Source organism: Bradyrhizobium sp. ORS 278 (assembly GCF_000026145.1).
Lineage (GTDB): Bacteria > Pseudomonadota > Alphaproteobacteria > Rhizobiales > Xanthobacteraceae > Bradyrhizobium.
The window spans coordinates 4,359,579-4,373,559 of sequence record NC_009445.1; the positions used below are offsets into that span (position 1 = coordinate 4,359,579).

General features: G+C 65.3%; 14 protein-coding genes. 3 read left to right on the plus strand and 11 right to left on the minus strand.

Going from position 1 to position 13,981, the window contains the following annotated elements; translation table 11 throughout:
- Positions 1 to 79: 79 nt before the first annotated feature.
- The 5 genes from BRADO_RS19380 to BRADO_RS19400 form a co-directional block, all read right to left on the minus strand.
- Positions 80 to 523 (minus strand): DUF2946 family protein, encoded by a 444-nt coding sequence (locus BRADO_RS19380; protein ID WP_011927038.1) that lies wholly within the window; start codon positions 521 to 523, stop codon positions 80 to 82.
- Positions 520 to 1,305 (minus strand): DJ-1/PfpI family protein, encoded by a 786-nt coding sequence (locus tag BRADO_RS19385; RefSeq protein WP_011927039.1) that lies wholly within the window; start codon positions 1,303 to 1,305, stop codon positions 520 to 522. The genes BRADO_RS19380 and BRADO_RS19385 overlap by 4 nt, the downstream gene beginning before the upstream one ends.
- Positions 1,306 to 1,320: 15 nt before the next feature.
- Positions 1,321 to 1,827 (minus strand): copper chaperone PCu(A)C, encoded by a 507-nt coding sequence (locus BRADO_RS19390; protein ID WP_011927040.1) that lies wholly within the window; start codon positions 1,825 to 1,827, stop codon positions 1,321 to 1,323.
- A 133-nt stretch (positions 1,828 to 1,960) separates the two neighbouring features.
- Entirely contained in the window at positions 1,961 to 2,434 is a 474-nt protein-coding gene (locus BRADO_RS19395) for a DUF2946 domain-containing protein (protein WP_371259341.1), read from the minus strand.
- A 374-nt stretch (positions 2,435 to 2,808) separates the two neighbouring features.
- Positions 2,809 to 3,858 carry a metallophosphoesterase gene (locus BRADO_RS19400; protein WP_244422847.1) on the minus strand — a complete coding sequence of 350 codons (1,050 nt, stop codon included), beginning with the start codon at positions 3,856 to 3,858 and terminating at the stop codon, positions 2,809 to 2,811.
- 61 nt (positions 3,859 to 3,919) lie between these two features.
- Between BRADO_RS19400 and BRADO_RS19405 the strand changes: the two genes are divergently transcribed.
- From BRADO_RS19405 to BRADO_RS19415, 3 genes are read left to right on the plus strand one after another with little or no spacing between them, the layout of a single operon-like run.
- Positions 3,920 to 4,954 (plus strand): sugar ABC transporter substrate-binding protein, encoded by a 1,035-nt coding sequence (locus tag BRADO_RS19405; RefSeq protein WP_011927043.1) that lies wholly within the window; start codon positions 3,920 to 3,922, stop codon positions 4,952 to 4,954.
- 11 nt (positions 4,955 to 4,965) lie between these two features.
- Complete coding sequence (locus BRADO_RS19410; RefSeq protein ID WP_011927044.1) at positions 4,966 to 6,471, plus strand: sugar ABC transporter ATP-binding protein; 1,506 nt, start codon at positions 4,966 to 4,968, stop codon at positions 6,469 to 6,471.
- Positions 6,472 to 6,481: 10 nt separating this feature from the next.
- Positions 6,482 to 7,519 carry an ABC transporter permease gene (locus tag BRADO_RS19415; RefSeq protein ID WP_011927045.1) on the plus strand — a complete coding sequence of 346 codons (1,038 nt, stop codon included), beginning with the start codon at positions 6,482 to 6,484 and terminating at the stop codon, positions 7,517 to 7,519.
- Between the two features lie 303 nt (positions 7,520 to 7,822).
- Here BRADO_RS19415 and mtnK read toward each other — a convergent pair whose 3' ends face one another.
- The 6 genes from mtnK to nuoN form a co-directional block, all read right to left on the minus strand.
- Positions 7,823 to 9,124 (minus strand): S-methyl-5-thioribose kinase, encoded by a 1,302-nt coding sequence (mtnK, locus tag BRADO_RS19420; RefSeq protein ID WP_011927046.1) that lies wholly within the window; start codon positions 9,122 to 9,124, stop codon positions 7,823 to 7,825.
- A 199-nt stretch (positions 9,125 to 9,323) separates the two neighbouring features.
- Positions 9,324 to 9,599, minus strand: a complete 276-nt coding sequence (locus tag BRADO_RS19425; protein ID WP_011927047.1) for a DUF1467 family protein — start codon at positions 9,597 to 9,599, stop codon at positions 9,324 to 9,326.
- A gap of 12 nt (positions 9,600 to 9,611) precedes the next feature.
- Complete coding sequence (gene mce / locus BRADO_RS19430) at positions 9,612 to 10,016, minus strand: methylmalonyl-CoA epimerase (protein ID WP_011927048.1); 405 nt, start codon at positions 10,014 to 10,016, stop codon at positions 9,612 to 9,614.
- A 47-nt stretch (positions 10,017 to 10,063) separates the two neighbouring features.
- Complete coding sequence (locus BRADO_RS19435) at positions 10,064 to 11,734, minus strand: ribonuclease J (RefSeq protein WP_011927049.1); 1,671 nt, start codon at positions 11,732 to 11,734, stop codon at positions 10,064 to 10,066.
- Positions 11,735 to 12,544, minus strand: a complete 810-nt coding sequence (locus tag BRADO_RS19440; protein ID WP_011927050.1) for a biotin--[acetyl-CoA-carboxylase] ligase — start codon at positions 12,542 to 12,544, stop codon at positions 11,735 to 11,737.
- Positions 12,545 to 13,972, minus strand: a complete 1,428-nt coding sequence (gene nuoN / locus BRADO_RS19445) for an NADH-quinone oxidoreductase subunit NuoN (RefSeq protein WP_011927051.1) — start codon at positions 13,970 to 13,972, stop codon at positions 12,545 to 12,547. It lies immediately after the preceding gene.
- Positions 13,973 to 13,981 lie beyond the last annotated feature (9 nt).

Sequence of the window (13,981 nt, forward strand, 5' to 3'; positions counted from 1 at the left end):
TTCCCCAATGCCGGCTCCCATGGCCGGTCTTCCTGATCAGATGCAAAGCGACGCGGCTGCGCCGCTGGCGACGTGTCCGTCAGGCGTGCGCGGGAGGTCCGCGCGGTTGGGTCTGCGAGTAAGTGAGGATGTGAAAGAGATCGAACGCGCGCCCGCTCCAGGCGATGCGCGCCCCCTGGCGCAGCGGGGCGGCATGGGCCGTGACGGGCGGCGCGTCGAGTGCCGCGGCGGCGTGGAGCACGCAGCACATCACGCAGTCGAGACCGCAGGCGGCGCGGTCGGCATCGCGGTTGGATGGCGCTGTATCCGGCTCGGCGTGGCAGATCACGGCGCCGTCGAGCGGATCGACGAGTGCGATCGCTGACGCCGTGAGGGCCGACGCCGCCACCGGCGCCAGCGTCTGGATCAGCAACGCCAGCAGGGCCAGCGGCAACAGGCGCGCGATCCAGGGACGCCCCGCGCTGCCGTTCGTCCGGCAAGCGCCAGTGCGTGGATGAGCTGGGATCGCGACGCCCATGGTCATGGCACGCCGAGCCTCTGGCCGGCGGCCCGCGCAGCCTGCTCGGCCTGCCGGATCAACGGACCGCGCTGCGTCAGCACGGCATTGGCCGAGTCTGCTCCGGCGCGCTCCGGCGATCCCGCAGCAAACGGCGGCTGCGGATCATATTCGATCAGCAGCTGAATACGTTTGGCATTGTCCTCGCCGGTGAGCTTCGCGGCCAGCGCAAGGCCGAAATCGATGCCCGCGGTCACGCCTCCGGCGGTGACGCGGTTGCGGTCCGTCACGACGCGATCGGCCACCATCTTGGCACCCATCAGCGGCAGGAGATCGCGCACGTACCAATGCGAGGTCGCGTTGAAGCCCTTCAGCAGACCGGCGGCACCGAGCAGCAGCGAGCCGGTGCAGACGCTGGTGACGAAGCGCGCCAACTCGCCGCGCGAGGCGACGAAGTCGAGCGTCCGGGCATCGTTCATGCCGTCGACGGTGCCCTTCAGCCCGCCCGGCACGAACAGTACGTCGAGCTCCGCCGGCGCCGCGTCGAAGCTGTGGGTCGGAGCGACTGCGATTCCGACGTCCGTCGCGACGGGGGTCATCGACGCAGCGATGAGGCGGACATCCGCCTGCATGATGTTGAAGACGGTGAGCGGCCCCGTCAGATCGAGCAGGATCATGCCCGGATAGACCAGCAGGCCGATGACGGGCTTGCCCAGGGAACGCGGCGCCTGCTCGGCCTGCGCGCCCGGCAGCAGCAGGCCCGCGAGCGAGCCTGCCAGAACCGAGCTGTTGAAGACACGTCGGTCCATTCGCGTGCCTCTGCCCTACATCTTGTGATCGTGCTTCATCATGCCGCCGCCCTCGCCGCCCGGCCCCTTGGCGCCGACGGCCTGGACGTCGAGCGTCACGGCAACCTTGCCGGCCTTCTCGAATTCCAGCGTGAGCGGCAGCTTGTCGCCCTGCTTCAGCGGGCTCTTCAGCTCCATCAGCATCAGATGATAGCCGCCGGGCGCCAACGCGACGGTCTTGCCCGGCTCGATCTCGAGTCCCTTCTCCAGCGGACGCATCGTCATGACGCCGTTGTTGACGGCCATCTCGTGCACCTCGATGCGGCCCGCGATGTCTCCGGCCACGGCGACGAGCCGGTCCGGCGCGCTGCCGGTGTTCTGGATGGTGAGATAGCCTGCCCCGGTCTTGGCGCTGCCAGGCGTGGCGCGGCTCCACGGCTGGGAGATGACGAGGTCACCGGCCTTGATGTCGGCAGCGAATGCCGCGGCAGAGCCGGCCAGCAGAAAAGCGAGAGCGAGCAGTGAGCGCTTGAACAGCGTCATGGGTGATTCCTTTCGATGTTGATCGTGCCGCACTGGCGTGAGGCCAGCGCGGCTCAGCCGATGCGACGTCGGCCGAAAACGGAGCGGATGCAGTGTTACGCGTCGGGAAACAAAGGTCGTAACGGCGGAGTCGTCACGATGCAGGCGGGGCTCTCGCCTGCGCGTTCGACGACGCCCGGTTGCCGCGGACGTCAGAGATGTATGCGCGCCAGACCAGGTCGCGCGCGTCGCGCCGAGGAACGGCGTCGGCCGTAAGCTCAGGTCCATCGAGCGCCATCGGCTGCGCCAGACAGCAGAGCGCACAGACGCCCTGGTCCAGCTTGGCCCGGGAGTCGTCATCGGACGGCTCTGAGCCGGACTGGCTGTGGCAGATTTCCAGGCTGCGGAATGGGTCGGCTGCGGCGGCTGCTGCGGCCCGGGCAATGCCGATCGGCGCCAGGATCTGCACCATCAGTGCGATCAGCACGATCGGGATAAAGGCTTGCAGCTGCTGCCGCATGGAGATCCGCCAAATGAACATGAAACTTGTGCCCGAGCCGAAGCGCCGAGTCGAGGTCGCGCGGGGCACAGTCAGCACATTTAGCCAGCGGTGTTTGATGAAGAACAATCCCGGGAGATCACGACAGGCTCAGAAACGCAGGGTATTTCAGCACCTTTTGCGGGAAAAATCGAAACTGAAACCCCTCAATTGCAAGCACTTACCGATCATTTCCTGGAGTGCGCGAAATTTGAACAATCGTTGCCGAAAAGGATGACAAACGCAAAAAGATCGTCTACGAATTCGGCCTCAGGCTAACGCTTGCGGAAGTCTGGTGGTCCAAGTCTCGGGAGGAGCCCTGGCGCGCAAAAAGCAGCGTCAACCCGCTTAACAAGATCAAATCTGAACTTGCGGGATACCAAAGGGTCGACACAATTTCCGAGCAGGGCCCGCTGCCCTGCTCTATTTTTTTGCTGGGCAGGTTGTTTGTCGAGCTTTCAAGCTCATCGCACCGTAGCTGCATCCTCATGAACGCCGGCTGAACGTGCCTGCCCAGGCGCGGTCGGAGCGGCGTCCACGAATCGCGGCAACGGCGACCGCCAGCGAGATTTCGTCTTGGGCCATGGGAGCACGATCGACACCGGCTCGCGACCCCGCACCACCCAGCGCAGTTCGTCACCCTCGATGTCGAGCACGCCGAAGGCCTCGGCCGCGTCCCCGGAAATGAAGGTTTCGGTCAGCGACTGTAGCGTGATGTGCGGCGTGCCGTCGACCGTCGTCAACGTGTTCCAATGAACATGGCCCGCCAGCGCAACGATCGGACACGGCGCATGGGCCATGGTGGCGCGAATCTGATCGAGCTCGGCATAGGTCGCATGCCCCGGGTTGGCTTCGAAATAATAATTGCCGTGCTGAGCGTGGCCTGACAGCGGCACGTGACTGACGAGCAGGGTCGGACGATCATCCTGCCCAAGCAGATCCGCGAGCGCATCGAGATCGCCCGCAGACAGGCGAAAGCCGCGCGTCGGAGCGAGTCGCACGTCCGGTTGCCAGAACACGCACCTGACGTGACCGATGATCCGCTGACGCGACCCGCTCGGCAGGTCGAAGATCGCTTCGTTGTCATCGAGCGTCAGCATGGCAACGTCATGATTGCCGCTCACATGGTGGTGACTCGCGCGCAGTTCGGCAAAGCTCATCGCAACGTCACTCTGCAGCAGCCGATCGCGTTCCGGATCCTCATCGGAGATCCTGTCCCCGAGATCGATCACAGTGTCGATGTTCTCTGCGTTGACCTTTGCGACAAACTGCTGCAGCAGCGGGAGCGCGCGCGATCCGCGCTTCGTTGGCGTGTCCCGGCCGTGATGGATGTCGCCGATGACGGCGATGCGCGTTCTTGTCAAAGCTCGTCTCCGAATCCAGGACAGCTGCCTTGCAGCTGCCGCGTAACACGGGCGCATCACCGTTTTCTGACAAGCCGCGTGCAGCGCGACAAACGGCAGATGCAGCGCACAACATCCGGCTGTAGCGAGATCAAAAAGGTTGTGAAACACTGCAGCTCTTGGCGGCGCGATCAATGACGCCGCCGGACAACAATGGGACAGGGAGCACGGCATGTCCGGCACTGACGAAACGTCCAACAAAACCTTCAAGAACCGGCGCGACATTCTCCAGGCAGCGACCGCCGCAGGCTCTGCCGCGGCCCTGCTCGCCGGCTTCGGCATCAATCCGGCGCTCGCCGCCGAAATGGGCCGCTCCGAAAAGCCGCTCAAGGCGGCGTTCTCCAATGCCGGCCTGCAGGCGACATGGTGCGCGCAGGGCAAGCAGGCCGCGGAATGGTGGGGCAAGCTGCTCAATGTCGAGGTCACCTGGTTCGACGGCCAGCTCGATGCGGTGAAGCAGCGCGCCGCGATCGACAACATGGCGTCGCAAAAGTGGGATTTCGTCGCGATCCAGGCATTCGGCATCGGAACCCTGACGCAGCCGGTGCAGAAGATGATCGATGCCGGCATCCCTGTCATCGACATGGACACGCTGATCGCGCCGCTCGATCAGATCAACGTCCACTCCTTCCTCGCGCCCGACAATGAGTTCATGGGTGCCTCCGTCACCCAGGCGCTCGCGAATGCGATGGGCGGCAAGGGCAAGATCATCATGACCCAGGGCGCGCTCGGCCACACCGGCGCACAGGGCCGCGCCAAGGGCTTCAACTCGGTCATCAAGCAGTTCCCGAACATCGAGGTGCTCGATACCCAGCCGGCCGATTGGGACGTGTCGAAGGCGGCGCGCCTGTGGGAGACCTATCTGACGAAATATCCGCAGATCGACGCGGCATTCTTCCACAATGACGACATGGCGCTCGCCGCCTACAACATCATGAAGGCGCGCAACCGCACCAACATCCTGATCGGCGGCGTCGACGCCATGCCGCCCGCGATCCAGGCGGTCAGCGAAGGTCGCATGTTCGCGACCGTGCGCAATCCGTCCTGCCGCATCCATGGCGGCGCCATCGTGGCCGGTGTCGCTGCAGTCACCGCCGGCGAGAAGAGCGGCCAGGGCATTCCGAAGCAGGTGATCACCGATGGTCCGGTCGTGACCAAGGCCAATGCTCCGGGCATGCAATGGATGGAGGATCACTTCCTGATCTGAAGTCTCCTCCCATGCTGGACAGCCGCCCACCGCTTCTGGAACTGCAGGACATCACCAAGTCGTTCGGCGGCGTCACCGCCTTGCGCGGCGTCGATTTCACCCTTCGTCCCGGCGAGATCCATGGTCTCGTCGGGGAGAACGGCGCCGGCAAGAGCACGCTGATGAAAATCATCGCCGGCGTGCACACCGGGTTTTCCGGACGTTTCCTGCTCGACGGCCGCGAGGTGCATTTCCATTCCGCCCGCGATGCCCGCGCCGCCGGCATCGCGATGGTGCATCAGGAGCTCAGCGTCGCGCCTGATCTCACGGTGGCCGAGAACGTGTTTCTCGGCAATCAGCCGACCAACGCGCTCGGCATCGTGCAATGGCGCCGCATGGCGCGCGAGGCCGCCGAGCAGCTCAAGCGCCTTGGCATCGACGCTGATCCCATGAGCCGGCTCGGCGACCTGCCGATCGGCGTGCAGCAGCTGATCGAGATCGCGCGCGTGCTGTTCTCCGGCGCCCGCATCATCATCCTGGACGAGCCGACCTCGGCGCTGTCGCCGCCTGAGGTCGAGCGGCTGTTCGCGGCGCTGCGCCGGCTGCGCGCGCAAGGCACCGGGATCATCTTCATCTCGCACTTCATCGAGGACATCCTGCTGATCTCGGACGAGGTCACAGTGTTCCGCAACGGCCGCAAGATCATGGAGACGCGTGCGGCCGACACCAGCAAGGCGGCGCTGATCGAGGCCATGATCGGCAAGGGCCGCGACGCGTTGGAGGACAGCTACACCCATGACATCAGCCTGCCCGCGCCTGCGGCCGACAAGCCTGTCGTGGTCGAAGCCGACGGCCTGTCGCTGGCCCGCAATCTGAAGCGCGTGTCGTTCTCCGTCCACGCCGGCGAGGTGCTCGGCGTCTACGGCTTCATGGGGTGCGGCCAGCTCGAGCTGGCGCGCATCCTGTTCGGCAAGCTTGCGCCCGATGCTGGCGAGCTGCGGATTTCAGGCGAACGAAACCGCTTCAAGAGCACGGCCGATGCGCGCCGCGCCGGCATCGCCTTCGTGCCGGAGAGCCGGCGCGACATGCTGTTCCTGCAGGAGCCGGTCTACAAGAACGTCTCGATCAGCATCCTCGACCGGATCGATGCGCTGCTGCTCAAGCCCGCGCGCGAGCGCGCGCTGGCGCAGCGCCAGGTCGAGCAGCTGCAGATCCGCCCAGCCGATGTGGAGATCGAACTTGGCCTGCTCTCGGGCGGCAACCAGCAGAAGGTCGCGCTGGCGAAATGGCTCAGCCATCCGCCGCGCCTTCTCGTGTTGTGCGAGCCGACCCGCGGCATGGATGTCGGCGCCAAGAGCGACGTGATCCAGATCGTACGCCAACTGCGCGACCAGGGCATCGCCGTGATCGTGTTGTCGACCGAGCCCGAGACGGTGCTGTCGCTGGCCGACCGCGTCATCGTGCTCAAGCGCGGCGAGGTCGTGCGCGAATTCGCCGGCGAAACCATCAGCAAAGACCGTCTGCTCGAGGCGGCGTAGGGAGACGTCCATGGCGCATGGCGACACAGTTCCGATGCCGGAGGCGCAAGCGCGCCGCGCCGGCGGCATCGCGTCGCTGCTGCGGTCGCAGATGCGCAACATCGCGCCGTTCCTGACCTTGATCTTCCTTACGGCGTTCTTCGCGATAGCCAGCCCGTCCTTCGCGACGCTCGACAATGTCGGCAACATCCTGACGCAGGTGTCCGTCACCGGCATCATCGCCGTCGGCCTGACCTTCGTCATCCTCTGCGCCGAGATCGACCTGTCGATCGCGGCCATCGCCAACGTCACCGGCATCGCGGTCGCCTACTTCACCTTGCAGGAGTCCTACGTCAATATCGCCAATGTCCCGCTGCCGGGCGTTGCCGCGATTTTGCTGGCGCTGGCGCTGTGCGCACTGCTCGGTGTGGTCAACGCCTTTGGCCTGACCGTCATCGGCATCCCCTCCTTCATCATGACCTTGGCGATGATGCAGATCGCTGCGGGCATCTCGGCCATGCTGGTGCGCGGCCAGATCGCCTACAAGGTACCGCCCTTGATCACGACGCTGGGCTCCGGCTCGATCGCCGGTATCCCCTGGATCGTGGTCGTCGCCGCGCTGATGCTTCTGCTCGGCCACCTCGTGCTGACCTACACGCGCTTCGGCCGCTACGTCTACATGGTCGGCGGCAACCGCGAAGCGGCGGAATATTCCGGCCTGAACGTCAAGCTCATCCTAGGCAGCGTGATGGTGATCTCGGCGGTCTGCTCGGGCATCGGCGGCATGCTCGGCGTGGCGCATTTCGGCAGCGCGCAGCAGAACGAGTTCGACACCTATCTGCTCGACTCGATCGCCGCGGTCGTGGTCGGCGGCACCAGCCTGTTCGGCGGCCGCGGCGGCATCGGAAATACCATCGTCGGCCTGTTCGTGCTCGGCGTGCTCAACAACGGCCTCGACCACGTCAACATTGATAGCTTCCTGAAGATCCTGATCCGCGGTCTGATCCTGCTGGCGGCATTGGTGATCAACGTCTACGCCCAACGCCTGCGCGCAAAGGCGGCGGATTGAGCGTAATGCCGTAGGATGGGCAAAGCAGCCGCCGAAGGCGGCAGCGTGCCCACCGTCCAACCGCGAGCCCGGTGCGCGATGGTGGGCACGGCGCAGGACAGATCGAGGCACAATCGATCGTTTGAGGCGCGCCTTTGCCCACCCTACGCAGCGCTTTCCATTCCAAGCGAGATGAAGTCATCCGCTCGGACCCCGTAGCCCGCATGAGCGGAGCGACATGGGGGGTCTCACGCGCATGATCTGAGAACCCGGATGTCGCTCCGCTCATCCGGGCTACCAGATCGCTCCTCGCAATGACGCGGCCTAGAAGGCTGGCTGCCAGTGGCGCAAGTCGCGCGCAGCCGTCGTCACCGCTTCGACCGACGCGAAGGACGCTGTCTCCACCATCAGCCTTCGCGCGAGTCGTAGCGCCCGCGCCTCGCTTATCGCGCGCCGCCTTGGATCCTCGATCAATTCGAAATCGATGTTATGCGCGAGCCCCAGAATGCGACGGATGATCTTGGCTGCCGTGAAACCGACGGCGTCGTGAAACACCCTGGCCATGTAGGCCTGTCGCTCCGCCTCTAGCCGTGCTGCGCCCGACTCGTCGGGAAACAGCGAAAGCGGATAGGCATCGCCAGTCGCTCCGCTGCGCCACAACTCCAGGAACTTGTCCGCGAATCCACTCCAGACCTGGCCGGCCGTACCAAGCACCCAGCTCTCGAAGGCCTCTCTGTCGCCGTGCGATCGCTCATGACCGGCGGACGCGAAATACGCCATCAGCAGATTGGCCAGCACCGCGCCGACATCGAATCCCATCGGGCCATAGAAGGCGAATTCGGGATCGATCACCTTGGTCTCTCGCTCCGTGACCATGATCGAGCCGGTGTGCAGATCACCATGGATCAGCGCCTCGGCGCTCGACAGGAATTTCAGCTTCAGCCGGGAGATCGCGACATGCAGATCGAGATCGGCGCGGATGTCGGCGGCGGTCGCGTCGAGCCACGGCGCGGTCCAGCGGTTCTGCTCGGCGATGCGATAGGGATCGGTGAAGATCAGATCCTCGGTGATCTTGCACAGCGCGTGATTGCCGGCAAAGCTGGCGATCGCTTCCTTCTTGGCTGCCGCCGAGAGCGCGAGGTCCGACGAGAAGAACAGCGTCCGCGCCATGAACGTCGTGATGTGATCGACGAAGGCCGGATAGATCGTACCTGCGACCAGCCCCTTGCGCATGATGATGTGCGGCTCGAGCAGCTCCATCGCCGTGAGCGCCAGCGCCGGGTCATGATGCACGATCGCCGGTACGAGGCCGGGCGCGAGACGGTTCTGATGCGCCAGCGCCAGATGCTCGTAGTGGGCGCGTGACAGCGGCAGCGGCCAGCTTTCGCCGACCAGGCGCACATAAGGCAGAGCCTGCTTCACGGCGAGGCCGCCAGCCGTGCCCTTGACGATGAAAACGAGATTGAGATTGCCGTCGCCGACCTCGGTGATCGACCAGTGCTCGGCCGGCCCGCCGAGTTGAGCTGCGACCGCCGGCACGGCTGCGAGGGTGCCGCGCAAATCGGGTTCATTGAGAATGCGATAGCCTGACGGCGTCCCCTGCCCGGCTGCGCCCGATGTCGTCACGCGCGACCTCCCTGTCGATCTTGTTGTCATCTCCTATAGCAAAAAAGCCGACGCGCGTCCGCGCATCGGCCGGAGAGGATGTTGTGCGACGCAAGCGGACGGGACGAGCGTTTCCTTAGAACCGGTTGTTCCCGTGTCGCGTTCTCGCCATCTCCACCGCTGCATGCTCCGCGAAAGCGGGGCATCCATTAACGGTCGTCTAGAACGGCATGCCCATCAGCTTCGAAAGCCGCTCGATGTTGAGATAACCGGCCTGATAGGCCGCAAGCCCAAGGCCGAAAACCACGGCCGAGAGCAGCGTGGTCCAAATCAGGCGGCGGCCCATCAGGCTGATGGTCGGCGCGCCGGGATCGGTGCCGGGCGACGCGCCGCCAGTCTCGTGCTGGCTACGCACGCCGAACGGCAGGGTGACGAACAAGGTCACCCACCACATCACGAAGTAGATCGCGAGCCAGGTTGAGATCGTATAGGCCATGATCGCGCTGCCTCAGGCCTGCTCGATCTCGACAAGCGCGCCCGAAAAATCCTTCGGGTGCAGGAACAGCACGGGCTTGCCATGCGCGCCGATCTTCGGCTGGCCGTCGCCGAGCACGCGGGCGCCTTCCTTGATCAGCGTATCGCGCGAGGCGATGATATCGGCCACCTCGTAGCAGACGTGGTGGATGCCACCATCGGCATTGCGCTCGAGAAACTTGGAGATCGGCGAAGCCTCGCCGAGCGGCTGGATGAACTCGATCTTGGTGTTCGGCAAGGTGACGAACACGGTTATCACGCCGTGCTCCGGCAGCGGGACCGCCGAGGAGATCTCGGCGCCGAACGCCGCGCCGTAGATCTTCGCAGCCTTCTCCGCGTCCTTGACCGCGATCGCGACGTGATTGAGCCGGCCCAGCATGACATCCTCCACTCTTGTATCGCGGCCGTTCGATCGGCCTTGCTTGCTCAGACTTCCAATACGTGAACGAGGCAGATCGGTTTCTTGCCCCACTGCTCGTTGACCGCGGAGCGCACCGCGCGCCGCACCGACTCGGCCGCAGCGTCCGGATCACGCCGGCGCGCCCGCGGCAGGCCTTCGAAGGTCGAGACCACGGCGTCGAACACGATGTCGTCCATCGGCTCGCCCGCCGTCGTCTTCTCGGGAATGCCGACCATGTCGACTTCGGGATCGTCGGCGAGCTCGCCCTTCTCGGTGACGGCCATGGCCACGAAGATGCAGCCGGCAAAACTCATCTTGCGGCGCTCGACAACGGCGCGCGACTTCGAGTCCTCGAGGATGGTACCGTCCTTGTAGAGCCGGCCCGATGGCAGTTCGTCGATGATGCCGGGGTCGCCTGGCCCAAGCTTGACCAGATCGCCATTGCGGCAGGTGATGACCCTCGGCACGCCGCAGGCGCGCGCCAGCTTGGCGTGCTCGTTGAGGTGCAGCGCCTCGCCATGGACGGGGATCAAGAGCTGAGGCCGCGTCCAGGCGATCATGTCGCGCAGCTCGTCGCGGCGCGGATGGCCGGAAACGTGCACCAGATGATCGCGATCGGTGATGATCTCAATGCCCTGCTGCACCAGTCCATTGATCACCGCGCCGACGGCCTTCTCATTGCCGGGGATGGTGCGCGAGGAGAAGATGACCGTGTCGCCCTTGTTGAGCGTGACCAGCGGATGATCGTCATTGGCGATACGCGCCAGCGCCGCGCGCGGCTCGCCCTGGCTGCCGGTGCAAAGCGCCAGCACCTTGTCCGGCGGAAAGTGGCCGTAGAGATCCATGCCGCGGAAGTTCTGCACGCCGTCGAGATAGCCGGTCTCGCGCGCCACCTGCACAACGCGCTCCATGGCGCGGCCGACGATGACGACCTCGCGCTCGGCCTCGCGTGCCGCATCGGCGACGGCGCGAATACGCGCCACGTTGGAGGCGAAGGTAGTGACGGCGACGCGCCCCTTCGCTTCCTTGACCAGCTTGGCGATGCTCTTGGCGACTTCGGCCTCGGACGGCGAACGTCCCTCGCGCACAGCGTTGGTCGAGTCGCCGATGAGCGCGAGCAGCCCGGCATCGCCGAGCTCGCGCAGCCGCTTCTCGTCGGTCGGCGCGCCCAGCACCGGCGTCGGATCGATCTTCCAGTCGCCGGTGTGCAGGACAGTGCCGACCTCGGTGTGGATGGCGAGCGCATGCGATTCCGGAATCGAATGCGCGACCGGGATGAACTCGACGTTGAACGGGCCGATATCGACGCGGCCGCCCGACGGGATCACCTTGACCGGAATCTTGGCCGGCAACCGCTCGGCTTCGCACTTCGCCTCGAACAACGCCGCGCTGAACTTGGTCGCGTAGATCGGGCATTTCAGCCGCGGCCAGAGATCGATGATCGCGCCGAAATGGTCTTCATGCGCGTGGGTCAGCACCAGGCCGACGAGGTTCTTGCCCTCCTTCTCCAGGAAGCTCACGTCCGGCATGATCAGATCGATGCCCGGCAGATGCTCCTCGTCGCCGAAGGAGACGCCGAGATCGATCGCGAGCCAGGAGCGCTGGTGGCGGTTGCCGAGGCCGTAGATCGACAGGTTCATGCCGATCTCGCCCACGCCGCCGAGCGGCGCAAAGGTCAGTTCGTCCGGACGTGCCATCTAGACCGCTCCCTTGGATGCGACCGAGCCGAAATGAACATCACCGGCCGTGATCGGCTCCAATCGTCCCTCCGCGGTCCGCACCAGCATACAACCCTGTTCGTCGATCGTGTCGAAAATCCCCTCGATGATAGCATGTCCGGACCTGATCGCGACGGGCTGACCGAGCCCTGCTGCCCGCTCAAGCCACAGCTTTCGGATGTCGCCGAAGCCGCGACCCGCGTTCCAGATGCCGAAATATTCGACCCAATTGTCGGAGAGCGCCGTGAACAGGTCCTCGGCGCTGACCTCGACGCCGAGGTCCCGCAGCGAGACCGCCGGTGTCGGGGTATCGGTCGGCGCCGCCACCACATTGGTGCCGATGCCGGCCACGACAGCCAGCCCGGAGGCTACCTGCTCGGCCTCGAGCAGCATACCGACGATCTTGCGTCCGCCCGCGAGCACGTCGTTCGGCCATTTCACCGCGAGATCCAGTGCCGGGCTGCCACCGGACCGCAGCACAGCCTCGAGGCTGACCTGGCGCAGAGCGTTTTCGATCGCAAGGCAGGCCGCAAATCCGAGCGTCGCGGCGACGGCCGGAATGACGTCGAGCACTTCGAGCACGGAGGACGCCAGGTTGCCGCGCGGGGCGATCCAGGGTCGATGGCGGCGGCCGCGCCCCGCCGTCTGCTCCGTGGTCACGAACCAGCAAGGCGCTTTCGCGCCGTTCCGCGCCGCGACCAAGGCCTCGACATTGGTCGAGCCGGCCTGATCGAAGACGACGAGCCCGTAGCCGCCGGCAGCGGCACGGGCTCCGAGCGCCAACGTCATCTAGAACAGCGACTTCGCCGCGGCCGCAGCGGCGCTGACCAGCGGGCCGGGATAGGCGAAGAACAGGATGTTGAAGATGCCGGAGATCGCGAGCACGGTGCGCAGCTCGATCCGGACCGGATCGACCGTCGGCAGCGGCTGGTCGAAATACATCGTCTTGACGATGAGCAGATAATAGTAGGCGCCGACGACGCTGGTCAGCACGCCGATCACCGACAGCGTGAACAGACCGCCCTTGATCGCGGCGACGAAGACGTACCATTTGGCGAAGAAGCCCGCGAGTGGCGGGACGCCGGCCAGCGAGAACAAGAGCATTGCGAAGAAGAAGGCCAGCAGCGGGTTGGTGCGGGACAGACCGGCGAAGTCGCTGATCTTCTCGAACGACTGGCCGTTGCGCTTGATCGCCATGATCACCGCGAATGAGCCCAGCGTCATCGCGACATAGATCGCGATATAGGTCAGCACGCCCTGCGCGCCTTCCACCGTGCCGGCGGCGAGGCCGACCAGCGCGAAGCCCATGTGGCCGATCGACGAGTAGGCCATCAGCCGCTTGATGTTGGTCTGGCCGATCGCGGCGAACGAGCCGAGCGCCATCGAGGCGATCGAAACGAACACGATGATCTGCTGCCACTGGAAGGTGATGCCCGGGAACGCGGTGAGCGCGACGCGCGCGAACACGGCGATCGCGGCGACCTTCGGTGCCGAGGCGAAGAACGCCGTCACCGGCGTCGGCGCGCCTTCATAGACGTCCGGCGTCCACATGTGGAACGGCACGGCCGAGACCTTGAAGCACATGCCGGCGAACAGGAAGACGAGGCCGAAGATCACGCCGACGCTGCCGGTCTTGGTCGCCGCGGCAATTCCGGCAAAGCTCACCGTGCCGGTGAAGCCGTAGACCAGCGAGGCGCCGTAGAGGAGCATGCCGGACGAAAGCGCGCCGAGCACGAAGTACTTCAGGCCGGCCTCGGTCGACTTGACGTTGTCGCGATGGCTGGCGGCGACGACGTAAAGCGCGAGCGACATCAGCTCGAGGCCGAGATAGAGCGCGATCAGATCGCCGGCCGAGATCAGGACCAGCATGCCCAAGGTCGAGAGCAGCACCAGGATCGCATATTCGAAGATGCGGCGGTCCGGCTTGGAGAGAAACTCCGCCGACATCACCAGCGTGCCGATCGAGCCGATGATCGCCAGGATCTTCAGAAAGCGCGCATAGCTGTCGGCGATGAAGCTGCCGCCGAACGCCTGCCCGGCCGGCTGCCTCAGCACCAGGATGCCGACCACGATCAGCAGCACGACCGCGAGGCCGGTGACGATCCCCGTCGTCCCCTGGCCGCGAAACGCGCCCAGCATCAACAGCGCCATGGCCCCCAAGGCCAGCAGCAGCTCCGGCAGCACCACCCAAAGCTGAGGCCCAAGATTCTCGATCATCGTCTCTGT

Bases quoted from the DNA above. Each gene is read 5' to 3' on its own strand.
- BRADO_RS19380 (WP_011927038.1), bottom strand. From the start codon at position 523: ATGACCATGGGCGTCGCGATCCCAGCTCATCCACGCACTGGCGCTTGC.
- BRADO_RS19385 (WP_011927039.1), bottom strand. From the start codon at position 1,305: ATGGACCGACGTGTCTTCAACAGCTCGGTTCTGGCAGGCTCGCTCGCG.
- BRADO_RS19390 (WP_011927040.1), bottom strand. From the start codon at position 1,827: ATGACGCTGTTCAAGCGCTCACTGCTCGCTCTCGCTTTTCTGCTGGCC.
- BRADO_RS19405 (WP_011927043.1), top strand. From the start codon at position 3,920: ATGTCCGGCACTGACGAAACGTCCAACAAAACCTTCAAGAACCGGCGC.
- BRADO_RS19410 (WP_011927044.1), top strand. From the start codon at position 4,966: ATGCTGGACAGCCGCCCACCGCTTCTGGAACTGCAGGACATCACCAAG.
- BRADO_RS19415 (WP_011927045.1), top strand. From the start codon at position 6,482: ATGGCGCATGGCGACACAGTTCCGATGCCGGAGGCGCAAGCGCGCCGC.
- BRADO_RS19425 (WP_011927047.1), bottom strand. From the start codon at position 9,599: ATGGCCTATACGATCTCAACCTGGCTCGCGATCTACTTCGTGATGTGG.
- mce (WP_011927048.1), bottom strand. From the start codon at position 10,016: ATGCTGGGCCGGCTCAATCACGTCGCGATCGCGGTCAAGGACGCGGAG.
- BRADO_RS19435 (WP_011927049.1), bottom strand. From the start codon at position 11,734: ATGGCACGTCCGGACGAACTGACCTTTGCGCCGCTCGGCGGCGTGGGC.
- BRADO_RS19440 (WP_011927050.1), bottom strand. From the start codon at position 12,544: ATGACGTTGGCGCTCGGAGCCCGTGCCGCTGCCGGCGGCTACGGGCTC.
- nuoN (WP_011927051.1), bottom strand. From the start codon at position 13,972: ATGATCGAGAATCTTGGGCCTCAGCTTTGGGTGGTGCTGCCGGAGCTG.